The organism is Streptomyces sp. HUAS TT11 (assembly GCF_051553595.1).
Lineage (GTDB): Bacteria > Actinomycetota > Actinomycetes > Streptomycetales > Streptomycetaceae > Streptomyces.
The window spans coordinates 9,507,256-9,531,867 of the sequence record NZ_CP196184.1 but is presented as its reverse complement, the minus strand read 5'-3'; the positions used below and the strand labels follow the sequence as shown (position 1 = coordinate 9,531,867).

General features: G+C 68.2%; 20 protein-coding genes and 1 pseudogene. 4 read left to right on the top strand and 17 right to left on the bottom strand.

Going from position 1 to position 24,612, the window contains the following annotated elements; translation table 11 throughout:
- Window positions 1-91: 91 nt before the first annotated feature.
- Entirely contained in the window at window positions 92-1,084 is a 993-nt protein-coding gene (locus ACSHXN_RS42855; protein ID WP_438306351.1) for a quinone oxidoreductase family protein, read from the bottom strand.
- A 90-nt stretch (window positions 1,085-1,174) separates the two neighbouring features.
- Here ACSHXN_RS42855 and ACSHXN_RS42850 point away from each other — a divergent pair, with 90 nt between their 5' ends.
- The gene (locus ACSHXN_RS42850) at window positions 1,175-1,846 is read left to right on the top strand and encodes a TetR family transcriptional regulator (protein WP_355142075.1); all 672 of its coding nucleotides are present in this window, start codon (window positions 1,175-1,177) and stop codon (window positions 1,844-1,846) included.
- 652 nt (window positions 1,847-2,498) lie between these two features.
- On the opposite strand, the pseudogene ACSHXN_RS42845 reads toward ACSHXN_RS42850, so the two are convergent.
- The 9 genes and pseudogenes from ACSHXN_RS42845 to ACSHXN_RS42805 form a co-directional block, all read right to left on the bottom strand.
- Window positions 2,499-2,642, bottom strand: a pseudogene (locus ACSHXN_RS42845) (ATP-binding protein); the annotation flags it as partial.
- A 15-nt stretch (window positions 2,643-2,657) separates the two neighbouring features.
- Complete coding sequence (locus tag ACSHXN_RS42840) at window positions 2,658-3,695, bottom strand: questin oxidase family protein (protein ID WP_438306350.1); 1,038 nt, start codon at window positions 3,693-3,695, stop codon at window positions 2,658-2,660.
- A 295-nt stretch (window positions 3,696-3,990) separates the two neighbouring features.
- Entirely contained in the window at window positions 3,991-5,064 is a 1,074-nt protein-coding gene (locus tag ACSHXN_RS42835) for an alpha/beta hydrolase (RefSeq protein WP_356114616.1), read from the bottom strand.
- Window positions 5,061-5,996: an aldo/keto reductase gene (locus tag ACSHXN_RS42830; RefSeq protein ID WP_438306349.1), complete on the bottom strand. Its 936-nt coding sequence runs from the start codon at window positions 5,994-5,996 to the stop codon at window positions 5,061-5,063. Before ACSHXN_RS42830 ends, ACSHXN_RS42835 begins: the two co-directional genes overlap by 4 nt.
- On the bottom strand, window positions 5,972-6,778 hold the full coding sequence (locus ACSHXN_RS42825) for a ribonuclease activity regulator RraA (protein WP_355142205.1): 807 nt from the start codon (window positions 6,776-6,778) through the stop codon (window positions 5,972-5,974). Before ACSHXN_RS42825 ends, ACSHXN_RS42830 begins: the two co-directional genes overlap by 25 nt.
- A complete protein-coding gene (locus ACSHXN_RS42820; protein WP_438306348.1) occupies window positions 6,775-8,748 on the bottom strand; it encodes a hypothetical protein in 1,974 nt (657 codons plus the stop codon). Before ACSHXN_RS42820 ends, ACSHXN_RS42825 begins: the two co-directional genes overlap by 4 nt.
- Before the next feature lies 1 nt (window position 8,749).
- Window positions 8,750-9,706: a carbohydrate ABC transporter permease gene (locus tag ACSHXN_RS42815; RefSeq protein ID WP_356297436.1), complete on the bottom strand. Its 957-nt coding sequence runs from the start codon at window positions 9,704-9,706 to the stop codon at window positions 8,750-8,752.
- Entirely contained in the window at window positions 9,703-10,545 is an 843-nt protein-coding gene (locus ACSHXN_RS42810) for a carbohydrate ABC transporter permease (protein WP_438306347.1), read from the bottom strand. The genes ACSHXN_RS42815 and ACSHXN_RS42810 overlap by 4 nt, the downstream gene beginning before the upstream one ends.
- An 89-nt stretch (window positions 10,546-10,634) precedes the next feature.
- The gene (locus ACSHXN_RS42805) at window positions 10,635-11,918 is read right to left on the bottom strand and encodes an ABC transporter substrate-binding protein (RefSeq protein ID WP_438306346.1); all 1,284 of its coding nucleotides are present in this window, start codon (window positions 11,916-11,918) and stop codon (window positions 10,635-10,637) included.
- Between the two features lie 130 nt (window positions 11,919-12,048).
- Here ACSHXN_RS42805 and ACSHXN_RS42800 point away from each other — a divergent pair, with 130 nt between their 5' ends.
- Window positions 12,049-12,699, top strand: coding sequence for a GntR family transcriptional regulator (locus ACSHXN_RS42800; protein ID WP_355142195.1), 651 nt, complete (start codon window positions 12,049-12,051; stop codon window positions 12,697-12,699).
- A 198-nt stretch (window positions 12,700-12,897) separates the two neighbouring features.
- Window positions 12,898-15,252 carry a carbohydrate-binding protein gene (locus ACSHXN_RS42795; RefSeq protein WP_383358818.1) on the top strand — a complete coding sequence of 785 codons (2,355 nt, stop codon included), beginning with the start codon at window positions 12,898-12,900 and terminating at the stop codon, window positions 15,250-15,252.
- Between the two features lie 604 nt (window positions 15,253-15,856).
- Here the strand turns inward: ACSHXN_RS42795 and ACSHXN_RS42790 are convergent.
- From ACSHXN_RS42790 to ACSHXN_RS42760, 7 genes are all read right to left on the bottom strand, one after another.
- Window positions 15,857-16,189 (bottom strand): hypothetical protein, encoded by a 333-nt coding sequence (locus ACSHXN_RS42790; protein ID WP_355142191.1) that lies wholly within the window; start codon window positions 16,187-16,189, stop codon window positions 15,857-15,859.
- Window positions 16,190-16,580: 391 nt separating this feature from the next.
- Window positions 16,581-16,817, bottom strand: a complete 237-nt coding sequence (locus ACSHXN_RS42785; RefSeq protein WP_356114610.1) for a hypothetical protein — start codon at window positions 16,815-16,817, stop codon at window positions 16,581-16,583.
- Between the two features lie 291 nt (window positions 16,818-17,108).
- Window positions 17,109-17,960, bottom strand: a complete 852-nt coding sequence (locus tag ACSHXN_RS42780) for an IS3 family transposase (RefSeq protein ID WP_438302376.1) — start codon at window positions 17,958-17,960, stop codon at window positions 17,109-17,111.
- A gap of 8 nt (window positions 17,961-17,968) precedes the next feature.
- Window positions 17,969-18,226, bottom strand: a complete 258-nt coding sequence (locus tag ACSHXN_RS42775; protein ID WP_355142554.1) for a helix-turn-helix domain-containing protein — start codon at window positions 18,224-18,226, stop codon at window positions 17,969-17,971.
- A 241-nt stretch (window positions 18,227-18,467) separates the two neighbouring features.
- Window positions 18,468-19,163: a hypothetical protein gene (locus ACSHXN_RS42770; RefSeq protein ID WP_438302377.1), complete on the bottom strand. Its 696-nt coding sequence runs from the start codon at window positions 19,161-19,163 to the stop codon at window positions 18,468-18,470.
- A gap of 369 nt (window positions 19,164-19,532) precedes the next feature.
- Window positions 19,533-21,260, bottom strand: coding sequence for a hypothetical protein (locus tag ACSHXN_RS42765; protein ID WP_438306345.1), 1,728 nt, complete (start codon window positions 21,258-21,260; stop codon window positions 19,533-19,535).
- A 2,143-nt stretch (window positions 21,261-23,403) separates the two neighbouring features.
- Window positions 23,404-23,616, bottom strand: a complete 213-nt coding sequence (locus ACSHXN_RS42760; protein ID WP_356297727.1) for a hypothetical protein — start codon at window positions 23,614-23,616, stop codon at window positions 23,404-23,406.
- Between the two features lie 556 nt (window positions 23,617-24,172).
- Between ACSHXN_RS42760 and ACSHXN_RS42755 the strand changes: the two genes are divergently transcribed.
- Window positions 24,173-24,571: a hypothetical protein gene (locus tag ACSHXN_RS42755; protein WP_438306344.1), complete on the top strand. Its 399-nt coding sequence runs from the start codon at window positions 24,173-24,175 to the stop codon at window positions 24,569-24,571.
- The last annotated feature ends 41 nt before the right edge of the window (window positions 24,572-24,612 follow it).

Below are 24,612 nucleotides of genomic sequence, written 5' to 3'. Positions count from 1 at the left end.
ATGATCCGGATCGCTTCACGAGCGATCACATGAATGGAAGGCCATGTCCGGACGAGTACGCCTTGGCGGCGTTTCGCTGCGGTCCGGTTCCTTACGCCGACTCGCCTGGCGTCAAAGCGATACGCCCCTTGAGGGAGCGCTTCGTCATCCGCTCGTGGGCCGTGACTGCCTGGCCGAAGGGGAGCACATCGACCTCAGTCTGGCCGAGACCGGCGGCGACGGCCGACACGGCTGCTTCGAGTGCAGGCCTCACGGTGTCCGGGTGGGCAGGTATGTAGGCACCGGCGTTGAAGCCCATGAATGCGACGCTTCCCAGCCAGAGCCGGTCGGTCTCGATCGAGTGGCCCCAGTCACCACTCGCATTGCCGGAAGCGATGAGCCGGCCGCCGGGGCGCATCACGTCGAGGCTCCTGCTGCGTACCTCGCCGCCGACCGGATCGATGACGACGTCGAATCGCTCCTCTCCGAGTGCAGTCGGAAACTCGGCCGAATCAACGATTTTGTCGTAAGGAAGCTTCGTGGTTGCGGCGGCTTCGAGTTTGCTCGCGCGTACCGTGCCGACGATCCGACTGGCGCCGAGTTGCTTCGCGATGCCGGGGAACGCGGAGGAGAATCCGCCGAGCGCTCCGTGGATCAGTACGCTCTCACCCTCGACGAGTCGGGCCACACGCGTCAATGCGACGTGAGCCATCGCCGCGTTCGGCACGACCGAGACCGCCAGAGCGGGGTCGATGTCGTACCCCTCGAGCGACACGACTAGAGCTGCCTGCGCGAGGAACACCGACGCGTAGCCGTTGATGCCCCCGTTGGACATCGACACGACCCGCTCGCCGACTGTGAATCCGGCAACCCCGTCGCCAAGCGCACGGACCGTCCCCGCGACTTCGAGCCCGGGGACGAACGGCGGTTGCGGCATCCCGGGTCGGTCCTTGAATCGACCTTCACGGAAGAACAAGTCGACGAGGCCGACCGCGGCATGGGTGACGTCGATGGTGATCTCACCCGGACCCGGTGTGGGGTCAGGTAGTTCCACCACCTCGAGGACGTTCGGGTCTCCGTAATGGGTAGCCTGCACAGCTTTCACAGCTTTCCTCACATCGATCTAACGCACCTCGTGATGCGTTAACCGAGACCATACCACGTAGCGCGACGTCACGTGCGTTATCGTGGTGGGGTGCGAGAGAGAGCGAGATCCACAGAAGACAAGGCGCAACGTTCCGAGGACCTGCTCGCCGCCGCGGAAGCCCTCGCGCTCGAACTCGGCGGCGTACGATTCGTGACCGTCGCAGCCGTGACGGAGCGCGCCGGCCTTCACCGCACCGGCGTGCGGCGCTACTACGCAAGCAAGGAAGAGCTGCTGCTGGCACTCGCGGAGCGCGGCTGGACGCACTGGCGCAACGCGATCAGCACCCGACTGGCTGGGCGGACTGGCCTCGGCCCGTCCGACGTTTCAGACATGCTTGTCGAGACAATCGCATCACTGCCGGTGTTCTGCGACCTCCTCGCCCATGCCACGATGAGCCTCGAGGGTGACGTGGACATCGAGTGCGCCCGCCGCTACAAGACTCACGCCTTCGCAGCGCACGACGAGATCATCGAGTTGTTGGAGCTTGCGAGCCTGATGTCCAACAGCCAACTGCGGGCGCTTGTGGCCGCCACGCTCCCCCTGGCGAGCGGCCTTTGGCAGGCCGCCCATCCCACGCCGACCCTCGCCGAGCTGTACCAGCAGGTTCCGGGCTGGCGGCATCTCACGCTCGACTTCACGGCCCACCTCACATTGCTGCTGCGAGCGATGGCTGCAGGCCTCGTGGAAACGCTGCCAGCCCCCGACGCTGGTAGTGCGTGATCCGGTGGGGCCGACCGAACCCTGACGACCGTGTCTGCGAGGACGACACCACCGCGGCACTGGTCACTGCCGAGGCCGAGCAAGCCGTCACCCGCATGTCGCCGCACCCCAGCCTGGTGGTGTGGTGCGGCGGCAACGAGACAGTACTGGGCCGGCACCACTGGGGATGGAGCGACCAGATCGGCGAGCGCGGATGGGGCACGCGCTACTACCTCGACATACTGCCCGACGTACTGGCCCGTCTCGACCCGACCCGCCCGTACCTGCCCAATACCCCATGGTCCGGCGCCCTCCACACCGACCCGGCAACCGACACTCACGGCCCCACCCACCTCTGGGACCCCTGGAACGAGACGGACTACGCCCACTACCGAGACCACGACCCCTCGTTCGTCGCCGAGATGGGCTGGTGCGGGCCCGCAGCCTGGACCACTCTGGAACGGGTACTCGGCGGCGAGACCCCCGGTCCCGCCTCCCCACTGACCCGGCACCACCTGCGAGCCATCGACGGAATGCACAAGCTCACCCGCGGCCTCCAGCCGCACATACCCACACCCGCGGAAGGCGCAGACTGGCACTTCGCCACCCAACTCGTGCAAGCACGCGCCGTCGCAGCCGGGTCGTCGATCGCCGTGTTGATCCGGCGACGCTTGATCGTGCCGTTGAAGGTGAGCCGATCGACAATGGCTGTGCAAAGGCGGGGATCAGTGAAGTTCTCGGTCCACCCCCCGAACGGTGCGTTGGAGGCGACGGCGACGCTGTTCTTCTCCTCGCGCTCGGTCAGCACCTGGAACAGAGCCGAAGGGGGGCATCAGGGCTCGTCGATCAGTTCGGTCGCACGAATAACCGCGCTCAGAGCATCGGGGCGGCCTGTGCGTTGGTGAACGTCGAGACAGGTGTCGGCAAGCTTGATGACGTGTTCGTCCTGGTGGCGGACGGCCAGGGCGAATGTCTCTTCCGCTGACTGGGAGGCGGCGGGGAGCGTGTGCCGAGGTGCGGGTGCGTCCGGGGTGTAGGCCGCGGCCACGGCCGCGCTCGCGCCCCAGGCCGCGTGCAGGCTCATGACCCATTGGGCGCTGGGAATTGCGGGCAAGGTACGCAGCACAGCCATGGGTGCCGTTGCGGCGTGAACCAGCATGACGGGCGAGCCGTGCGCGTTCGGGAGGTAGTGCATGGCGGCGGCCGTCGTCAGTTCGGCCAGCAGGTCCCGGGCCGCCCCGGCGTCCGCGGCGGGTCTCAGCGCGGCCAGCGCGCTCGGCCAGCCGGTCAGGCCGGTGAGCTGGTCGAGGCGGTGGTTGATGCCCCCGGTCTGGTCGGGAACGCGCGGAACGCTCGCGAGAGCGGACGCCGCGTCGGCGGTTCCGGAAGGGGTGGCGGATGGCACCCGCTGCCAGCGCGCCGCCCAGTAGCCGAGGGCTTGGGCGAGCTCGGCCAGGCGCGGTCCGTCCTCGTGTTCCAGCAGGGCGTGGACGGCGTGGCCGGTACGGATCACCCCGTGGGTGGCACCGGCCGCGATACCGGGCAGAAGCCGCGGCCACCACGTCTCCAGTACCGCGCGCCAGGGCCGTTCGGTGATCTCTCGTTCGAAGAACGTAAGCCAGTCGCCGAGACGATGCGGGTCCCCCAGCGCTGTGCGCCATTCGGCGGCGGTGATGGGCGAGGCGCCGCGGGGGCGATCGTCCAGCCGATTCATGTAGAGGTCCAACCAGCGGTGGACCTGTCGCGCGTGTCCGCGTCTGACCATGGATTCCACTGCCATGGGACCGTGATTGGTCAGCCAGCCTTCAAATTCCGGTCCGGTCCGGTGTAGCCGTTCGTAGGCCTCGTCGAGCGTGCCGTCGTTTCCCATGTGATCTGACTGTAGCCATGCGATGACGCGCCATCATCGGTCCAGGGATCCAGACCCGCCCCTTCGCCGGACTTAGGACCTGATGTTCGGGCACGCTCTTGAGCGCCGGATACAACTCATCACGCCATCGCGGCTGACGAGGCGTTTCAGCTTGGCCCCGGACCGGCTCGACGTGGACGAGAAGACCAACAGGATCACTTGCTTCCAGCCGCTGCCGGAGACCATCGATGATCTGGCGGGCGTGGTCGTGGCCGGCAGCGCGATGCACACCCAGCGCGAGCGTGCGCGTACCTGCTCAGCCGCAATGGCACTGCATCGTTGTCACGGGGCCGGGTGCTACATCTGCGGCGCAGGCCTCATGATCGTCTCTCGATCGGCTGACGAGCCGTGTCCCAAGGGGGGACCCACCCCGAACGGACCGTAGGAAGCCGGCGATGGCACGCACCGAGCGGTCGAACGCGGGGCTGACGGGATGGGCGAGGTAGCCGTGCGGACTGCCTTCCTCCATGCGGATGTGTGTGGGCACTGCGGCCTCCGACAGTGATGTCGTGAAGGCCTCGGCCGACGAGCGCAGGTCGTCGTACTCGGCGCTGATCAAAAGCGTGGGCGGCAGACCGTGCAGATCCGCCTGCCCGGGCATGGCGTGATCCGGCACCTCGGTCGTCTCGGGACCGAGGTAGTTTCTCGTCATCTCGTCGACCGCAGAGGGAAGGCAGCGGAACTCCGGTGGCAACCGAGCTGTCTTGCGTGCCAGTTCGGCGCTCGGCGGCTGTGCATGCGCGTGCATCGTCGGGTACACCAGGACGAGCCCGGCCGGCTGCGGTTCACCGGTGTCCCGCGTGTGCAGTGCCACTCCCGCGGCCAGGTTCGCTCCTGCGCTGGCCCCGCCGAGGGCCGTCCGTTGCGGGTCCAGTCCCCGTTCCTCGAGGTGCCGGCGGGCCCAGCGCCAGGCGGCAAGTACGTCGTGATGCGGTACCGGGAAGCGGGTGCCGGGGCCGGCGAGGTGGTACGTCGCGCTGACGACGATGCAGCCCGAGGTCACGCACAGCGCCCGAGCCACGGCGTCCGCTTCCGGGACGTCGAGGTTGCCGCTGACGAAGCTGCCGCCGTGCACCCACACCACCGCACCGCCGGTGGGGGCGCCGTCCGCGGGCGCGTGGACACGCACCGGTATCCGGCCGTGCGGTCCCGCCACCTGGTCGTCATGGACGTCGGTTGCGGGTGGCAGGTATCGCTCGGGCACCGCCCAGAACCGCTCGACCTCGGCCGCCGGGTCAACCGGGCAGCCGGACGTGAACGGCCGGAACAGCGTGTCGAAATACGGATCGAAGGGCGCGACGGAGTCTGCGGGTTCGGTGTCCGTCGTCATGGCAGCGGCGCACCCGCATCGATCAGACCGGCATCGCGCAGGTCGTCCCACAACACGGATGGCAGGGGCGTCCGGGTCATGGCCGCGTTGTCCGCAACCTCGGCGGGGCTCGCTGCGCCGACGATGACGGTGGTCACGGCTGGGTGGGCAAGTGGGAAACGAAGCGCCGCGGCCCGCAGTGGCACGCCGTGGCGTTCGCAGACCGCCTGGATCCGCAGGGCCCGTGCCAGGACGTCCGCGGGGGCCGGCTTGTAGTTGTAGGGAGCGCCGGGGCGAGGATCGGCGAGCAGGCCCGAGTTGAAGACACCTGCCGCGATGACCTCGACGCCCCGGTCGGCGCACAGCGGAAGGAGACCGGACAGCGCCCCCTGTTCCAGCAGGGTGTACCGGCCTGCGATCAGGACATGGTCGAGGTCGGCGCTGCGTACCAGTTCGGCCAGCGAACGGTCGCTGTTCATCCCGGCCCCGACGGCTCCCACGACGCCTTCGTCGCGCAGCTGAAGCAGCGTGGGGACGGTCTCGGCCACGGCCTGGTCGAGATGGTCGTCAGGGTCGTGGACATGAACGATGTCAAGCCGGTCCACGCCCAGCCGTCGCAGACTGCTTTCGACGCTGCGCAGCACAGCCTCCGGATCGAACGCCGGTACCGGATCGCGGCCTTCGGCGACGTCCCAGCCCACTTTCGTGGACAGCCGGTATGTGCGTCGGTCGACGGAGCCGAGCGCCCGGCCGAGCCGTGCTTCGGACAGGCCGTTGCCGTACTTGGGGGCTGTGTCCAGCAGCTCGAAGCCCGACGCGAGCGCCGCGTGCACGGTGGCGACCGCGTCGGCGGGGTCGATGGCTGCATACAGGTCACCGATGGGGGCGCAACCGAGTCCGAGCCGGGGCAGAGCAGGTGGGCCGCCGGTCACGCCGTACGCGAGTCGCGCCACTGCTCATACTCCTCACGGCTGTCGGGGGTGAGCGGGTAGTAGTCGGACAGCCGCGCGCCGCCGTCGATCCGCAGCCTGCTGAATTCCTCCCACTGCTCGTGGTCGGAGGCGCTGGCGACGACGAGCGCGGACTTCGCCCGGGGTACGACAACGGCTCCGTCGTCGTCGGCCACGACCAGATCGCCGGGCAGGCACAGCACTCCCCCGGCCGCCACCGGCACGTCGTACGCCCAGGGGAAGAGTTCGGACTGGGAGGCGTAGTGGGGCGTGCTACCCGTGCACCAGATCGGCACACCCAGCTGGCGGACCCGGGGCGCGTCGCGGATGCATCCGTCCACGACGATGCCGGCGCCGCCCTTGCGCTTGAAATAGCGCACGAGCATGTCGCCGAAGCAGCCGGTGAAGGCGCTGCCGTAGGCCTGCACAACCAGTACGTCCCCGGGCTCGACCGCTTCCAGGACGGCCCACAGCGCGGTGCTGCGCTCGACGTACTCCTGGCCCAGTCCGCTGGCGATGTCCTCACGCTGGGGCATGAACTGGAGGGTGCGGACGCGACCGGTGACCTTCTGGCCAGGTGTCAGCGGGGCCGGTCCCTGGATGTAGGTGCGCCGGATGCCCAGCTCGTGCAGCTTGGCGCAGGCGGTGGCGGCGCTGACCTGGCTGAGTGCGCTGAGCTCCGCGCTGTCCGGATGCCCTGGTGTCTCGCCCCGGACGGGCAGGGGCCACACTGCGTCCGCAGTGTCGGCGTCAGCGGGCACGGGGGAAGCGGGCGTGTCGGTCACGAAGTTCTCCTGGATTGTTCGGTAGCGCTCTGGTGCGCGGCGCGCATTGCGTTCAGCCGCATGCCCAGCCGCAGGTGCAGTTCACATCTCGGCGGCAGAGTGATGTGCAGGGCGTTGGCGTGCACTTCGACGGAGTCGAATCGGGTGGCGGGTACGGGCAGCGCGTAGTCGCGCGGGTCGGGAACGTGTTCGTCGGCCGTGCTCTCCCACTGCGCGGTCGTGATCAGGTGTTCACCGAACGCGCCTGCTCTCACGCGGAGTCTGCGCGTGTGCGTCAGGCTCAGGTTGACCAGGTGCAGGCCGGTCGTTTCCGCCCCGAGTCGGTCGACGAGGGCGGCCACATCCGGGGGCAGCCCGGGGCGTTCGCGGTCGAGGTCGTCGTAGCGAACCCTGGCCAGGTGCAGGCCGCCGTTGTAGAGGGTCTGGGGTGCACCGGTGGTGAGCTGGGTGAGCACCTCGGTGACCACGGGGTTCAGTCGCTGCCACCGGTGCAGGTCGGTCTCTTCGGTCCCAGCGGAGTCGGCCGCGAGGAGAGCCATACGGTGGCGGACCTGGCCGAGGGCCATGCGGTGGGCCTGTTCGGGGTAGCCGGGGTTGACGCCCGCGAGGTAGGCCAACCAGGGCGGTTCGTGCCCGGCCTCCTCCTTGTCGCGGAAGGCCCGGACGGCGCTCCAGTCGTAGCCGGCGGCGTCCCGCAGGGCGTCAAGGCGGGCCTGGTCCTGTGGTTGCATGCCGAACCACCACAGCCAGGTCCAGTACGCGCTCTGGGCGGGTTCAGGATCGAACCATCCGTGGACGCCGACGCGGGTGGGCAGCAGGTTGATGGAATTCCCCGCTTCCTCCCCCAGCAGCGGCTCCCAACTGTGCCGCCTGCTGGTGTCCTGGTGGGACAGAATGCCGGTGCGGCGTTGTTCCCACACTTGATCGAGCGGGCGACGGGCCAGGTCGAGGCGGTCGAAGCCACCGCTGACCAGGCAGGCGCTGACGGCACCGACCAGTGTTGCGGCCCCGACGGAGTGCACGCCGTGTGGCCAGCTCCAGCCGTAATGGCCGCCGTACCAGCGTCCGCCGTGGTCTTCGCCGACGGTGCCCGTGGGCCCCACGTTGTCCGGCATGGCACCGCGGGCGGCGGCGCGTTCGCGCCAGGCATCGACGTATGACAGTACCCAGGCGGCGAACCGCGGATCGTGGTCGTAAAGCCAGGCGTTGGTCACCAGGGCGGTGGCCGCCAGGTTGACCACGGTGTCGCCGCGGCCGAGGCGGTCACGCATGTGGTGGCCCATGCGAACGGCGAGGTCGGGGTCGGCGAGGTCGTCCCATCTGGTGATGCCGGGCACGTCCTCCAGTGGCAGGCCGTAGGGGCGCATGCCGGGCTGGTCGGCGGCGAAGCCGTCGTCCCATTGTGGCCCGAGGCCGGGGCGTGGTCCGTCGGAGCCGTTGTGCGGGGTGCGGATGATGCGTGTCTCGGGGTCGTAGTTGCCGGCGGGGCTGTCGGGCAGATACTGCTCGGCGAAGCGCAGCGCGCGCCGCCGGAAGCGCTCGTCGGCGGGGTCGGCGGCGCAGATGCCGTAGAACATCAGGAGTGCCTCGCCCTGGTGGAACCAGTCGTAGCCGCGCTCGAACTCGTCCTTGTAGAGGCCGAGTTCGGTCAGTTGTGCGGTGACACCCTCCCAGTGCCGTTTGACGGCGGGCAGCAGGTCGTCCGCGCCGCCGAGCAGGTAGAGAGCGGGCCAGTTGAAGAATGCCTCGTAAAAGTCGTCGGCGCCGTCGCGGTCGTCGATGCGGCCGGCGAAGCGCAGGCGGCCGTCCCGGGGGTCGGTGTACCGGTCACGGAAGGCGCGCCAGGCCGTGTCGAGGTCGTCGAACAGGCGGCGTTGCAGGACGGCCCAGGTCGGGGGTGCCGTGCTCGGGGTGGTGGCGACGATCTCGGGCCTCGGACGTGACATGGGGTCGGGTTCGGTGAAGGTCATGTCAGCCCTTCGTGGCGCCGGTGGTCAGCCCGCTGATGATGTGCCGCTGCATGATCACGAAGAAGGCGAGGGCAGGCAGCACGGCGAGCAACAGGTTGGGGAAGACCACCGCGTAGTGCGTGGAGTACTTGCCGACGGCGGCGTATACCCCGGTGGTGACGGTGTAGAGGCCGCTGCCGGGGCCGAGGATGATTTGCGGGTTGGCAAAGTCGTTCCACACGTTCAGGCTGTGCAGGATTACTGCGGTGGCCACGATGGGCCGCATGAGTGGGAAGACCACGAGCCAGAAGGTGCGCAGCCGTCCCGCTCCGTCCACGGCGGCGGCCTGGTCGAGTTCCGCCGGCACGGTCCGGATGTACGCGCTGTAGAGGAACACCGACACGGGCAGCGTCAGCGTGGTCTCGAACAGGACGAATCCGGGGATCGTGCCCATCAGTCCGAGGTACTTCAGGACGTAGACGACGGGGATGAGCAACACCTGGCTGGGCACGAACGTGCCTGCCACGAACAGCAGGAGCAGCGCGGTGTGCCATCGGGTGCGGCCGCGTGCAACGACATACGAGACGGGTGCCGCGAGCAGCAGGGACAGGATATTGACGAGCACCACGAACAGGATCGTGACGCCGTACGCCTTCACCACGTCGAAGTCGGGATCGGTCAGCGCGTCGTGGAGGTGCGACAGGCTCAGCCGTGACAGCGGCACCCCGAAGGGCGATGTGCGGATGTCCTGTTCGGACTTGAAGGCGTTGACGATCAGTACCCACAGCGGCACGAGCATCACCAGCGCGCCGATGCTGAGCGTGACCGCCCGGACGGCGGTCCAGGCGCTCTGCCGGGCCCCCGTCCGCGGTGGAGCGGGTCGGACGGGCTCGTCGCAGGCCGGGATGTGCGGCCGGTCCTCGGCAGGCGGCGAAATCGCGTCGGACAACCGGACGAGAGGTCCTTGTTCGTGGCTCATGCGGCAGCTCCCGCGTCCACGCGCCGCCGCAGCAGGGTGACGGCAAGGGCGGCTATGGCGGTGATGACGGTGAGGACAACCGATTGGGCGGATCCGTAACCCAGGACGTTGTTCTGGAAGGACTCGGCGAGGATCAGATAGGCACCGGTCTGCGTGGTGCCTGCGGGGCCGCCTCCGGTCAGCGAGAGCACCAAATCGTAGGTACGCAGCAGGGACACGAGGGTGAGGACGACGTTCACGGTGACGATCGGGGCGATCATGGGCAGAGTGACGTTGCGCACGATCTGCCAGCGTCCCGCCCCGTCCAGTCGCGCGGCCTCGACGAGCGAGGCCGGGACCGTCTGGAGGCCCGCGATGTAGAGGACGAGGGTGAAGCCGAAGCCGGACCAGACGATGACGAGGATCAGGCTCGCGAGCGCCCATCCGGGCTGCGACAGGAAGGGCAGGCCCGCGTGTCCGAGCGTGTGGAGCACCGCGTTGATCGCGCCGTCGGTGGACAGCAGGGCGGACCAGAGGAAGCCGATGATCAACGCGCTGATGACGTACGGATAGAAGAAGACGGTGCGCAGGAAGGTGTTCACCCGTGAGGGGGCGGCGATCGCCAGGGCGGCCGCGAGGCCGACCAGGTTGATCGCGATGGTGCCGACGACGGCGATCAGGCCGGTGACCCAGGCAGCGTGGCGGACCTCGGGATCGTGCAGCAGCTGACGGTAGTTGTGCAGGCCGACAAGAGCCGGGTCGGCGGTGTAGCCGTCCCAGTTGGTCAGGCTGAGATAGGCCGACAGTGCGAGCGGCACGATCATCATTACGGTGAACAGCACTACGGCGGGGGTGGTCATCACCACTCCGGCCAGTCGGTCTCGCGTGCGTGCGCTGCCCAGGGGGGATCGCAGCCGCGCAGACGGACGGCGGGGCGAAGGGCCGACGTTCACTTGGGCTGCGCCTTCAGCCAGGCATCGACGTTCTTCATGGCCGTGGAGGGACTGCCGCCGGTGTAGAGACTCTGGATCTGCTTGCCCTCCTCGTCCTCGAAACCGGCGGGCATCTGGTACTCGCCACCGCCCATGATCGCCTGGTGACCGTCGGCCGCGTCGTCCAGCAGCTTCTGTACCTCGTCGGAAAGGGGGGTGAGCTGGTAGGGATAGCCGGTGCGGTAGGAGGTGTCCTGCCTGAGCTGGCTCTCGACTGCCGCCTTGTCCGTCGTCAGGAATTGCACGAGCTTGGCGTCGGCGGCCTGATGCTTGCTTCCCTTGAAAATTCGGTAGTTGGAGCCGGGGGTGACCGACAGGCTCGGGGTCGAGGGGTTCGTCATCTGGGGTGCCGCGAAGACACCGACCTCGAAGTCCTTCTTCGCAGCGTGCTCGGCGGCCACGAACCAGCAACCCATCGGGTACAGCGCGGACTTGCCCGACAGGAAGTCGGTCTCGCCGTCCGCGTACTTCGTGCCGAGGGCGTTCTTGTCGATGTACCCCTTGTCGATCCACGACTTGTACTGCGTCGCGGCCGGGCCGAGGTCCGTTGCCAGGGAGCGCTTGCCCTTGGCAGCTTGCAGGTACCAGTCCGGGTCGGAGGTGGTGAGCGTGGGGACGAACAGCTGCATGAACTGCGCCTCGGTCACCCACTCCCCCGCCGTCTGCATCGGGAGGTAGCCGGCGTTCTTGAGCTTCGCCATGTCAGCCGTCAGCTCCTTCATGGTGGTCGGCTCATCGGTGATGCCGGCCTTGGTGAAGGCTGTCTTGTTGTAGAAGATCAGCGACTGGGCCTGCTGGCCGATCGAGACGTCGTAGAGGTGACCGTCGAGCCGCTGCGCATCGGCCATGGGTGCCGACGTCGCCCACGACTGGTCCGACAGGTCGCGCAAGTAGGGCACGACCTTGTTGCTGTGCGAGCCCTCGACCACGTCGGGTGGGCTGCCTGCGGCGAGCAGTTGCGGCAGTGTGGTGTCCACGGCACCGTCCGACGATGTGGGGGCCTCGATCTCGACCTTGATGCCGGGATTGGCCTTCTCGAACGGGGCCACGAGGTCGCGCCAGTAGTTCTTGGTCAGGTTCGGTGTGATGTTGACGAGCATCCGTACGGTGCCCGTCGCTCCCCCGCTCGCGTCGCTGCCGTCCTCGGACTGGAAGCCTCCCCCGCCGCAGGCCGTGACCAGGCTGAGCGAGAGCACGGCGACGGCCGCGGTGCCGACTGCTCGGGTATGTCTCAGTCTCATGACGCGCTCCCTAAGATTCGCTTCTATCGATAGGCGATATGAACGCCTGCGTGATCCAGCTGTCAAGAGGCGGTAACGAAATTGACGCGATCATCGATAAGATGCGGATAGGTCTACACAAGGAGGCTTCATGGCAGGCGCCATCGGACAGCCGCTGACGCGGGTCCTGCTGTCCGACCAGGTGTACACACGAGTGCGCGGCCTGATCATCAGCGGAGAGCTCAAACCGGGCGATCGCCTGGTGGAGTCCGAGATCGCCCGCCAGCTCGCCGTCAGCCAGGCGCCCGTCCGGGAGGCGGTCAAGCGCCTGGTGCACGAGGGACTGGCGCAGCACGTCCCGAGGCGCGGCAGTTTCGTCGCCTCGGTGTCTCAGGACGACGCCGACGCTGCCCGCGGGGTCCGGGTGGTTATCGAGGAACTGGCGGCGCGGACCTTGGCGGAACACCCCTCCGCCACGGCACTGACCCAGCTTCACGCCCAGGTGGAACTCATGCGCGAGGCGGCCGCGGCAGGTGACGTGGGGCGGTTCCGGGACGCCGACATCGTCTTCCACCGGATGGTCTGCGTAGCGAGCAACAACCCCTTCCTGCCGAAGGTGTGGGCTGTGATGGAGCCGAGCCTGCGTGCCCTTCGTGTCGTGTCCGACCCGCTGTTCGCCGGCGACTGGAGCGAGATGGCCGAGCAGCACGCCGGCCTGCTGCGTGCGCTCGAGTCCGGCGACCCGCAGCTGGCGGCCGAGAAGTTCGCCGCTCACGCGCGAGGTGAGATCCCCGCCGGCTGAGCCGGACAGGGAAACGGCTGTGTCCCGCGACCGTGTGGTCGCGGGACACAGCCGTTTCCCTGTCCGAAGCCAGCTCCGGGACAGTCGTGGTCCGCTCTAAGGTTCACTTCACATCTAATCGATAGCGTTGCAAGTGATTGACGATGTCCTGGCGACGCCGCTAGCTTGCTCGATCATCGATAGGCGATTGGATCAATCATGAACCAGTCCAGATTGCGGCTGGCGGCGCTCGTCTCCGCCACGGTGCTCCTGTCCGCCGGGACGGCCGCCGCCGGCGCGCAGACCTCACACGGCAGGACCTACTACGTCAGTAGCTCCGGGTCGGACACCCACAGCGGTTCCGCCTCCGCTCCCTTCGAGCACATACAGAAATGCGCCGCAGTCATGACCGCCGGCGACACCTGTGAGATCGCCTCGGGCACCTACCACGAGAGCATCACCCCGGCCCACCAGGGCACCGCCCAGGCCCGAATCACGTACCGCGCGGCTCCCGGCGCGAGTGTGACCGTAGACGGCACGGACCCGGTGACCGGCTGGTCGAAGGTCACCGACGACGACCTCTCCCGGCTGAAGTCCCACGACACGACCATCGACGGTTCGCCATTCGCCTCGGCGGTCGGTGACGGTCATGTGTACCAGGCCACCGCCACGCTCAACCCCGAACTGCCGGGCAACCAGGTGTTCGTCGACGGCGCCATGAGTATCGAGGCCCAGTGGCCCTACCCTGGTGACAACCCGCTCGACCCGCACTGGGCGACGGCGGAGTCGGGCACCCAGAACAGCCTGTCCGACACCGCGCTCACCCAGCCCGAGGGCTTCTGGAAGGGAGCCCGGCTGACCGCTCGCAACTGGTTCGTGACCGAGACCGCCAAAGTCACCGCCTCCTCCGTGGGCAGCCTGACTGCCGACTCCCTGCCCAACTGCATCAGTCTCAGCCCCAATCAAAAGACGACATACGCCCTGAGCGGACGGCTGAGCCTGCTCGGCCACTCCGGGGAGTGGTTCTACGACTCCGGCGCCCACACCCTCTATGCGTGGACGAAGGACGGGGACAGCCCTGCGGAGCACACCGTCGAGGCGAAGCAGCGCGAGGTGGGATTCGACCTGTCCGGCCGCTCCTACACCTCCCTGGTCGGAATCGGGGTGCGCGGCACCACCATCAAGACGTCGGCCACCTCCACCCACGACGTGCTCGACCGGATCACGGCACGCTACGTCTCCGCCTACGACGATCTCGACCCTGACCCGAACATGGTGCAGAACCCCGACGGTTGCGCCATGCTCACCGCCGGTGAATCGACCTCGGGCATCATCCTCAACGGCACCGCCAACAGCTTCCGCAACAGCACGGTCGACTGGAGCGCGGGCAACGGCGTGGTGGTGACCGGCACGGACAACACCGTCAGCAACAACACCATCACGAACGTCGACTACCTCGGCAGCTACGCGGCCGGCATCAACGTCATCGGCTCCGATCACACGATCACCCACAACACCGTCGCCGGCGCGGGCCGCAGCGACCTCAACGTCGACAACAAGATGACGGGGCAGGCGTTCGCCGGGAACCACATCTCCTACAACGACTTCTCCGGGTACAACACCCTCGTGACCGACGGCGGCGCCATCTACGTGTGCTGCAAGGTCGACATGGCCGGCAGCGTGCTCGACCACAACCTGCTGCACGATCCCGGGCTTGCCGGCAGGGGCACGCTCGCCCCTGGCATCTACCTGGACAACAACGTCTTCAACGCGACCGTGCACAACAACGTCGCCTGGAACGGCACCAGTTACGGTGTCGTCCTGTTCAATGGGGACACCTCGTCCGGTGACAAGGTCTACAACAACACCTCGGGCACGGACAGCAGGGCCGTCAGCTTCTTCGGCGGCACCTACAGCGACATGGATATCGCCAACAACATCGGGGACACCGACGGTCCGGCCAATGTCTCCCAGACCCACAACCTCCCCTACTCCACGGACCCTCTGTTCACCGATCCCCTGAACCACGACTACTCGCTCCAGGCCGGCTCCCCCGCCCGCTCGGCAGGCGTGGTGAGGCCACCGGCAACCGACGGGTACCGTGACCGGCATCCCGACGCCGGCGCCTACCAGTACGGCGTGCCGAAGTGGGTGGGCGGCTCGACGGTGGAACGTACGACCGTGCAGGCCGAGCGGTACTCCGACAGCAGCGGGGTCGCTCGACACGACGCGGGCACCGGCAGCGTCCTGGGCAACTTCGACGGTGGTGACTGGGTCAAGTACACCGGTGTCGACTTCGGCAACGGCCGCGACTGGTTCACCGGCAGCATCGGGGACGACCCGTCCTACAGCGGGCGGCAGTTCCAGATCCGCGTGGACAGCCGCACCGGACCGGTGATCGGCACCGTGACCGTGCTGTCCACCGGAGGTTTCGACACCTACATCCCCCAGTCGGTCCCCATCACGCCGACCAAGGGAGTACACGACATCTTCCTCGTGGCTCTGGGTTCCTCACCCGGCGTGGCGAACCTTGACAGCTTCAGCTTCACCCGTCCCTCAGCGCCGGACGCGTGATCCTTCGCAACGCGGGGTGAGCGGGAGCCACGCATACTCCCGGATGACGGCCGGAACCCGATGTCTGGGTCCGGCCGTCGCACCACCTGCCCCGGTCTCGCGGTGGCTCCGTATGGTCGGATCGTGAGCAGGCTGGGGGCGGTCGGGCGAAGACCGGCGCCGGGCTCGTGGCTTCCCGGCTTGCGGCGCATACTCCGATCACCTCGCCCCCGGGCGGTGACGCCGAAGTCCTGCTCTTCGGGACTGGTCACTGCTCCTCCATGGCGGCCAGCGGAACGACGGTCCCCGCAGTGGGGTGCAGTGCGGCATACACGACAGGGGTGCAAATGTGCGTGCGCGGGAGCGGTGCTCGTCGCGAAGGGACGGCGGCGATATCGGAGAGATCTCTCCTGCCTCCGCCGCCTGCGCGCCCTCAGAGAGCCGGTTGCTGCTGGTCGCCGCCTACTGGCGCACCTATTGCACGGATCGAACGGAACTGCCTCGCCGGGCCAGTATGGTGCCGGTCCAAGCGGCGGAGTGGGCAGCAGTTGCCCGTTGTGCCCCCTCGGTCAGAGCCGCCGTGAGACTTCTTGGGCCGCTTGGCGGACCGCAAGGGCGAACTCCCCTAGTTGCTCCTCGGTGACGAGGAAGGCAGACGACGTCGAAGTCGGGCGCGAGCCCGGCCGGACGGCGCGTCTGCGGCGGCGAGTTGATGGGCGAGGGTTCCTCCGAGGCCGCCGGCTCCTTCGACTGCGAAGCGTCGCTCGGGCCACTGCTCGCTCCAGCGCATGAGCTGGCCGAAGGTTCCGGCGTTCACGACGAACCGACGCTGGCCGATCTTGTGGCCTACGGCGTCGATCGCGACGGCGGTGTGAGAGGACTTGCGAAGGTCGAGCCCGATCGTGATCACGCACGTCCTGACCTGGTACTCGAAGCGGCAGAAGTGTGCGGTGGGCACCCTGACCTGACTTGAAGTTGCGGTCTCACACGTTCATGCCTCTGTCGAGCCACACCGCGCGGGCGCCCGTCGGCGGCGGCACGCTAATCATGAGCCAGCCCCGCGGGGCGGCATGGGGCAACGCGAGCCCGTGCCGACCGGCACCTTGCACGCTACGGCTGCAGACCTGGCGTCTGAGGTCGATTCAACAAGTCAGGGGCACGGCCACCAGCCTTCCCCAGGTCGGGAGGCGCCACCAACCACGATCACCCCTTGACCAAAGGCACCCCTTTCACGTCCCGCCTTCCTTACCTTTGCTGCTCCCCCACGCCAGCGGGAGCCGGGGCGGGCCCAGGCCCGGGAACAGGGTCGAAGGGGCGCCGGGTTCCCGAACGGCGAGGGCGGGATCGGGTCAGGGGCGTCGGGTTCCGGCCGTGGTGATCCAGTCGATGACGGCCTGGACGGTGGGGTAGTCCAGCTGTGCCAGCCGGACGACGGCTTGCACGGCGGGCGGGTCCATCGGCACGCACGCCGCGTCCAGCGCGCAGTACAGCAGGACCTGGTGTGCCTGGGTCGCCGACAGGGGCCCGCCGTGGTTCATCTCGGTCCGGAACACCTGGGCGATGGGCAGGGGTGGAGTTGTGTCCATGTTCCTTGGTCATGAGCGGGATCGAATGGGACAGGTCGAAGAACAAGCGGGCAAAGGCGCCGAGCAATCGGGGCGGTCGAAGGCGGGCGGGGGCGGGCAGATCATCGTCGGTGCAGGCGGGATCGGGGCGGGCGGGTCATGGTCGGTGCGGGCGGGTCGTGGTCGAGGCGGGTCGGGCGCCGGGGGCGGAAGCGGGCGTGCGGGGCGTGGAGGGGGCGGGTGTCTCGTGCGGGCGCCGAACGCGGGGGCTGGGCGCCGAAGTTGGGTGTGGGTTCTGGTTGGGGGTGGTGGTCAGGGTTGGCGGGCGAGGTGTTCGAGGGTGTCGAGCAGTGCCTGGCCGTGGTGGTCTGCTCCCGGCCGGGCATGGTCGGCGAGTTCGAGTTCGTGGCGCAGTGTGTGCCAGAACGCCTCGGTCAGGGAGTGCTCGTACCAGTCACCGACCGTCCCGGAGCCCGGCGCGCGCCGCAGGGCGTGGGCGCGGGCGGTGAAGGAGCAGCCGGCGAGTCCACCGCCGGTGCCCGGGGTGGGGGGTGTGGCGGCTTCCTGGGTGATCGCCTGGTCCAGTGCCTGGTCGATGAGGTGACCGGTGGGGCGCCGGCCGGTGGAGAAGGCGATGAGGCGGTGGGTGGTGGTGTCCAGCACGATCGCGGCCCACCAGACGGCGAGGGGCTGACCGGCGGCGGGGAGGTGATCGGGGGCGCGGCGGTGGTCGGGGGCGTAGCCGTGATCGGGGGTGTGGGGGTGGTGGGGGGTGTAGCCGTGATCGGGGGTGTGGGGGTGGTGGGGGGTGTGGACGTCGATGATCCAGCGCCGGCCCCCCACCCCGCCGACCGGCCCGATGCCCGGTCCGGGGCTGTGGTAGCCGAGGCGTCCGGAACGGCCGCGCAGGCCCGCCTGGCCCATCAGGCGTTCCACGGTCTGGTGGCTGACGTTGATGCCGTAGCGGTGACCGAGTTCCTGCCGGATACGGCGGTATCCGAAGACGGCCCCCGAGGAACGGTGGATGTCGCGGATGATCCGGCTCAGCCAGGCTTGCCGCAGCGAGCGGGCCGAGGGAGTGCGTTCCCGCCAGGCGTAGTAGCCGGACTCGGAGACCCCCAGCAGACGGATCGTCATCCGGGCGGTGAAACCCTCCTGGGCCATCTCCGCGATCATCTCGTAGCGTCTTTTGGGGGCACCACTTCTTTCATCAGGTCGATCAGATGCCGGCAGGCCGCGACCTCACCCTCCAGCATCTCGATACGGGCGCGGGCCTGCATCAGCTCGGACTGCGAGATACAGGTGCGGTGCCAGCGGTAGACGGTCTGCTGCGGCAGCCCGAGCTGCACCGCCACATCCCTGACCGAGCGCCCCTGAAAAAGGAGCTGCAGAGCCTGATTGCGCACATTGGGCGGATGAGAACTGCTCACCGGACCTCACACAGGAAAAGAAACAAACCACGCCCCGCGTACACCCGCCCTGCCCCACCGGGCCGTGCGGCGAAACACCACAGCGCCAACAGAACGAGCAACAGGCCGAAAGCGAGAACGGACAGGGGCGGGGTGGGGGCAGGATGCCGGAACGGAAGACAGAGGAGGGGGTGTTCCCCTCCTCCGGGGGGGCTCAGGGCTGCGGTGGGAGTCCGCAGCCCTGAGCGCTTGAAGAGGGCCGTCAGCGCACGTGGCGGTGCATCGTGACGTGCGGGGCGAAATCGGCCAGCGGATCCGCACCGGTCGCCCTGGGCGCCCGGGCCATCTCACCGTCCAGAACGGCCTTGACCCGACGCGCGAGCGCGTCCGCCTGCCGGGTCACCTCACCCACCGGCACACGCGAATCCTTCAGCGCCTCCACCTGGTCCTCGATGGCGGCCAGTTCACGACGCGCGGCACTACCCAAAGTGAACGCCCTCGGTGTGGCCACCACGAACTGGTAGGCCGCGGAGAACGTCTGACACCCCGAGCAGTGCTCATTGACGGCCTGACTGAGATTGGTCGCATTGATCAGCCGCGCATTGCTGCCCGCGGTCGTCACGATCTGAAACGACAGAGCGATCGACCGGCACGGCGCATGGACCGAACAGCCCACCGACTGCGCAACAGCCCGGTTGTAGGCGGTCACCGCGACCGACGGCCCGTACTCGTGAATCCGAAACGACTCATCGAACTGATTCACCCGCGTCCGATCCGCACGCGACTGCGCCAGATCCACAGCGATCGCCGCACCACCCGAAGACCGGCCCGCCACCGGACCCGCCGCCGCCGTACCCGTGGCCGCCACGAGAGACAACGTCGCACTCGCCGCAACCCCCAAACCCAGACCGACAGCCGACCGCGAACGACGCCGCGGAGAAGGCTTGCGATGATTCATGACAATTTTCCTCCTGCCATAAAGGCGGTAGAGCAGACGCCGGAACAAGGCCAAAAGGCCCCACACGACGCCCACACCTGAACTGACCCGCATGAGAGTGAAGACAAGAGCCGGACAAACCACCCCCGCCCGCCGGAACGACCAGGACGACCGAGGAACACAAAGACCGGATGACCGAGGTGACCGGGGTGACCGGGGTGACCGGGGTGACCGGGGTGACCGGGGAACGCAGTAACCGGATGGATGGGGTGACCGGGTAGCGGGGTGGATGGATGGGCGAACACGAGAAGTGGCGGGTTGGAGGGGGTGTTGGTCGTGGTGGGCGGTGGGGCCGGGTGTTGGCTGGGGTGCGCTGCGCGTGGGCGGGTGTCAGGTGCCGCCGGAACCCGGCGGCCCGGGCAGCGACGGTGACGTGCCCGAGGGTGAGGGTGAACGTGTGGGCGAGGTGGAGACGGACGGTGAGGGTGAGGGTGAGCCGGTGGGGGGTGTGCCGGTCGTCGTGGGTGTCGGGCTGCCCCCCGACGGATCCGGCGTGGGGTGGGTACGCGTAGGAGACGCGTCCGGCGTCGGGGAGGCGGTGGCCGGACTCGAGGAGGCCGGGACAGCACTGGAGGCGGCAGGCGGGGTCACGGGGGTCGGCCGGTGGGACGGTGGGAGGGCGGGTTGGCGGGTCGGGTGTGAGGGGGTGGGTGAGGGGCTGGTCGTGGAGGCGGTCGGTTGGGGGTGTGGGGCGGGCACACCGGGCTGCAGCACCGGGGTGACGGGCGCGGCCGCCGGGAGTGGTTTCGGTGTCAGCCCCCGCACCCACGCCGCCCCCAGCACCGCACCCACGGCCACTACCGCGCCCGCCACGGCCAGCCGCATCACCGGCCGGCCCTCGGTGGCCCGCACGCCCGCACGCCACACCCGCACCACGATCCGGCCCGCCAGATAACAGCCGCCCGCCATCGGACACAACAGCATCAACGTGCCGAGAACACCTACCAGCCCCGCCCACACCTGCAGGGAGGCGAACGCCTCGAGGGTGCCCGACACCTGCGCGGCCAGTGCCCGCCCCGCGGTCACCAGCAGCCGGGGAAGGTTCCACAGCACATAGCCGACCTCGGCCAGCAGCAGCGGCACCATGACCGCCACCCACACCGTCACCACGATCCGCGCCGACCGCTTCAACCCCAGCACCGCGGCCGCCTCCCGCCGCCGCCCCGGCAACAGGCCCATCAAAATCGGCTTGACCTTGCCGAACAGATCCGGCACACCCGCCAGATCACCCAGAATGTAATAACCGTCCAACCGCACCAGCGGCATCAACTGCTCCAGCACCTCGAAATGCGCCAGATACACCGCCGCCAAAAACAACGGCTGACCCGTCACCAGATACAGGCCCGTCAGCACCAGCATGAAAACGACATTGAAATACACACCCCCCAGCCCCGTCCGCAGCCGGCCCGCCCTCCCCACCCGGTACACATCGGTGACATCCGTATACATCGACGGCCAGATCAAGAAAATCCCGCAACCGATCTTCCCCGGCACCGCCCCACTGTAATGACACCCCGACGCATGCCCGAACTCATGAAACACCAACGACACCACAGTCAGCACAAACAGCAACAGCATCCACAACGGCTGCTCCAACACCTCCAACAACGCCGTGATCCCCCCATGCACCCCGAACAACCAGCCATCCATCACCACCGCCGACGCCAGCACCAACACCACGACCAGCGGCGCATGCAACCACCCCAACACCCCCGCAATACGCGCCACCTGCCGCTCACCGAAAACCACCCGGTGACCCTTCAACGCCAACAACAAATCCGACCGCGGAACCGAACCCCCGCCCCCACCGGACGGGACCGTCACCCCCAACGGAGTCAACTTCCGCTCCACCAAAAACACCACATCCTCAGCCGACACCTCCTGCCCATACCGGCCACTCACCCGATGAGAAATCGCCTCCGCATCCCGCACACCATCAACAGACCCCACCACCAAATACAAAAGCCGCGACACCTGAATAACCTGACCATCCCCCCTCCGCAACAAAAACTTCCGCACCACAGAACCCGACCCCTGATACTCCCCCAACAACTCCAAACCCCCACACAAACGCGGAACCACCCCCACCCCCACACCCGACACCACAGCCGAACCCAACGGCACCGTCGAAACCACACCCGAAGACGAGACCCCGACAGAATGCGAAAACGAGGCTGAGCGCCCCGCCGCGGCCGCACCCAGCGGCACAGTTGAGGACACGCCAGAATCCGAGGAACCGGCAGGACGCAAAGGCCTGCCGCCGCCCCCGACAACCGCCGAACCCGCCGGCCCCAGCCCCTCCCCCGCATCCGCCGCGCCGATTGCATGCGTCGGACCCGTCGAAGACGCCGAATACCCCGGGTGCACGGCAGGCCCCGGATACACCTGATGACCCGGAACCGCCACGCCTCCCAGATGTCCCGGATACGCGGAAGCCTCGGAGTAGGTCTGATGCGTGGCAGACGTCGCGTCCCCCACGTTGATCGGGCGCCCCGCATCCACCGAAGGCGCCGAGGACCCCCCATGCATGGCGACTGCCCAGTCCGTACAGGGCATTGGATGTCCCGGACCCACCGAAAACGCCAAGGGCCCCGAGGACGCCGGGTGTGCAGGGTCCACCGCAGGCGCCGCGTGTGCCGGGTGTGCTGCATGTGCAGCCTCCGCCGGATCCGCCAAAGGCGCCGGGCGCGTACGGCCCCCCGAACGCGTCGGGTACGCCACCTGCGCCGGAACCGTCCCGCCCGCCCCGCCCGCCGGGCCTGCCTGGTGCGGGGCGGACGGCGGGTACGCAGGGTGTGTTCCGTTCGACGACGGTCCTGCCTGGGTTCCGGGCGTCACACGCGCCGCGCCCGCCGAGGACGCCGACGACCCGGCCGTACCCGAACCACCACCGACAGCGTCCTGGCGCACCGTCAACCGGTCCCAGATGCGGGCAGGCTGACGGTGCTGCCCACCACGGCCACGGTTTCCATCGGACGCCGACATTCACTACTCCCAAACGCAAAAGAGGAAAGGCGACACACCCCCGCCAACACGACCGCCCCTCGACCGGCACGCCTGCCCCGACCGAAACGGCCGACGTGGCTGCCACCACCAACAGGACTGCCGAACAGCCGGACTGCCGGGGCCACCCGAGCCAACGCGACTGCTGGACTGCCGGGGCTGCTGCAGCCGTCAGGCTGTCAAAGCCGACCTGATAAGGGGAAAGGGGCCACACCCGAGGCGAAGGGGCCACGTTCTGGGGCCCACGACCCGGCGGTGCACCGCCTGTCACGCGGCAACCGCACCACACAACAAACAGAACGGACACAACAGGCAACCCGAGCACGAAGCTCAGAGCGGGCAGGGGCAGGGAGGTGAGGGCGGGCGCGGAAGACGATGAAGGCACAGGGTGGTTGGGGCGGCGTCAGGCTCAACGCCGTCCCGCCGCCACACGAAATCCCTGCCCACAACCGGCCCCCGCCCCCGGCAGCAGGAGCTACCGGGGGCCCGGCACGGCGGGCGTACCGGCTACACGGCATCACCGCAACCGGCACACCACACCGCACACGGCCTGCATCACACACACCCACAAGCCAGACGCGCAGCCGACGATCCCAACAAGACACACGACCGGCAACCACAAGGCGCGCAGCCCGCAAACAACACAGGCACGACACAAACCGCAAACCCACAACCCCAAACCCGGAACCCGCGCCAGGCGGACCACCGGCCGCAAGCCGGCGACGCCCGCATCAGGCAGGACACAAACCCACATCCCAACCTCACACCAGGCGGAGCAGGGATCCAGGACCCCATCCCAACACCAGGCACAGCACGAGGGTTCTGCAAAGAACGGGGTCCACAACCGGCTTCCGCACCGGGAGACAATCAGAACCAGGTCCACGGTGGACGGAGTCCAACACCGGCTTCCGCAGCGCAAGACGTCCAGGACCGGACTCCGCAACCGCAGAAGTCCAGGACCGCATCACACCGCAGACGGCAATCAGACCCGCACCTCCCGCGAGCGGGGGTCAGGGCCGGGCACCGCCGACGGGGGCGGGTGCAGGACCGCATCCCACCGCAGACGGTCTGGGCCCGGGTACCACCGCAGGCGGTCAGGGCCGCGTCCCACAACGGGCGGACATACGGCCCAGAACGGCCGGCGGGGGCGGGTGCAGGGCCGCGTTCCGCTGCATGAGCGGCCCTGCACCACCGGGTCCTACTGCTGCACGCTGATGGCCTGCGAGGCCTCGGACTGCGCGACCGCGTACGGCGAGCACGAGTTGACCGCCGCGGACTCGTTGTGCGCGTCCACGTGAGCGACCTTCTTCGTGATGTTGGTCATCTTGGTGAAGTTGAACGAGAACTTCCCCAACGCCTCCCGCCCGGGCAGCAGCTCCGCGGTCTCGGCCTCAAGCTGGTCCATGTTCATGGGTAAAACACCTTTCATCCTGTCAAGGAACGGTCGAACAGAACGGACACCGAGCCCAGAGGACCCGGGGAAGTCGAACCCCCGGACCGCCCGCCCTGGCCCCGTCCTGCACCTGCGGCACGAACAGCCGGCCGGCGGTGAACCACACACCCGCCACACCACCCGCACCGCACCAGCATCCGAACGAACGAGGACCCACCACCCCGCAGCCGGGTCATGCGGGAACCCGGCTGCGGAGCAGCGGAAACGGCGGACCCACCGGCACCAGCGCCGACAGGCCATGACCAAACCCCGCCGTCCAAACACTCCGAACAATTTGTCCGGAGGTCCTGGACGGTAGCCGAACCCCACACAGAAACGCAAACCCCCCAAACCCGACAAGCGTTCAAAAACGCACAACCGTTCACCCCACCCACCAACCCAACCCTCAACCACCACCCCAAGCGCACCCCCACCAGACCCCACTCGCCCCAGCCCGATGAGGCATCAAATACCGCAACCAGCAGGGTCATTGACGCCGTGTCGCCCTCGTCCCCTGCTCGATGTAATCCAGGGAATGCCGGACATTCACGGGCTGCTGCGGGCGTCCTTCGGATTCGACATCGAACGGAGGGAGTGCGGTGACGGCTTTGAGACTTGCCTCGGGCGCGCCGCTGGAGCTGATCGCAGGGAACTTCTCCGGCCGGGCGTACTTCCTGTGCGCGCCGAGGAAGACGCCCGCCCCACAGTGGTGTTGGCGAACCCCCAAGGGGCAGGCGGGCTGATTCCCGACGATCTGGCGAGCGCACTGAAGATCATCATCGGCCTGAAGTGGCAGGCCTGTCTCGGCTTCTCCGGCGGAGGCGATCTGGAAGTCATGCAGGCTTCCGCCCAGCATCTTGAGAGGCATCCGGACAGAACCCATCCGGAGATCGCCGAAGAGCGCGCTCACGTAACTGCGGCTCTGGGGCGCTGAGTTCATGTCAGAACATCAGACCATGATCCACCGGGAAGTGA

What these genes read in the sequence shown, in the direction of transcription:
- ACSHXN_RS42840 (WP_438306350.1), bottom strand. Translation starts at nt 3,695, where the DNA reads ATGGGAAACGACGGCACGCTCGACGAGGCCTACGAACGGCTACACCGG.
- ACSHXN_RS42835 (WP_356114616.1), bottom strand. Translation starts at nt 5,064, where the DNA reads ATGACGACGGACACCGAACCCGCAGACTCCGTCGCGCCCTTCGATCCG.
- ACSHXN_RS42820 (WP_438306348.1), bottom strand. Translation starts at nt 8,748, where the DNA reads ATGACCTTCACCGAACCCGACCCCATGTCACGTCCGAGGCCCGAGATC.
- ACSHXN_RS42815 (WP_356297436.1), bottom strand. Translation starts at nt 9,706, where the DNA reads ATGAGCCACGAACAAGGACCTCTCGTCCGGTTGTCCGACGCGATTTCG.
- ACSHXN_RS42810 (WP_438306347.1), bottom strand. Translation starts at nt 10,545, where the DNA reads ATGACCACCCCCGCCGTAGTGCTGTTCACCGTAATGATGATCGTGCCG.
- ACSHXN_RS42805 (WP_438306346.1), bottom strand. Translation starts at nt 11,918, where the DNA reads ATGAGACTGAGACATACCCGAGCAGTCGGCACCGCGGCCGTCGCCGTG.
- ACSHXN_RS42800 (WP_355142195.1), top strand. Translation starts at nt 12,049, where the DNA reads ATGGCAGGCGCCATCGGACAGCCGCTGACGCGGGTCCTGCTGTCCGAC.
- ACSHXN_RS42795 (WP_383358818.1), top strand. Translation starts at nt 12,898, where the DNA reads ATGAACCAGTCCAGATTGCGGCTGGCGGCGCTCGTCTCCGCCACGGTG.
- ACSHXN_RS42785 (WP_356114610.1), bottom strand. Translation starts at nt 16,817, where the DNA reads ATGGACACAACTCCACCCCTGCCCATCGCCCAGGTGTTCCGGACCGAG.
- ACSHXN_RS42780 (WP_438302376.1), bottom strand. Translation starts at nt 17,960, where the DNA reads ATGGCCCAGGAGGGTTTCACCGCCCGGATGACGATCCGTCTGCTGGGG.
- ACSHXN_RS42770 (WP_438302377.1), bottom strand. Translation starts at nt 19,163, where the DNA reads ATGAATCATCGCAAGCCTTCTCCGCGGCGTCGTTCGCGGTCGGCTGTC.
- ACSHXN_RS42760 (WP_356297727.1), bottom strand. Translation starts at nt 23,616, where the DNA reads ATGAACATGGACCAGCTTGAGGCCGAGACCGCGGAGCTGCTGCCCGGG.
- ACSHXN_RS42755 (WP_438306344.1), top strand. Translation starts at nt 24,173, where the DNA reads ATGCCGGACATTCACGGGCTGCTGCGGGCGTCCTTCGGATTCGACATC.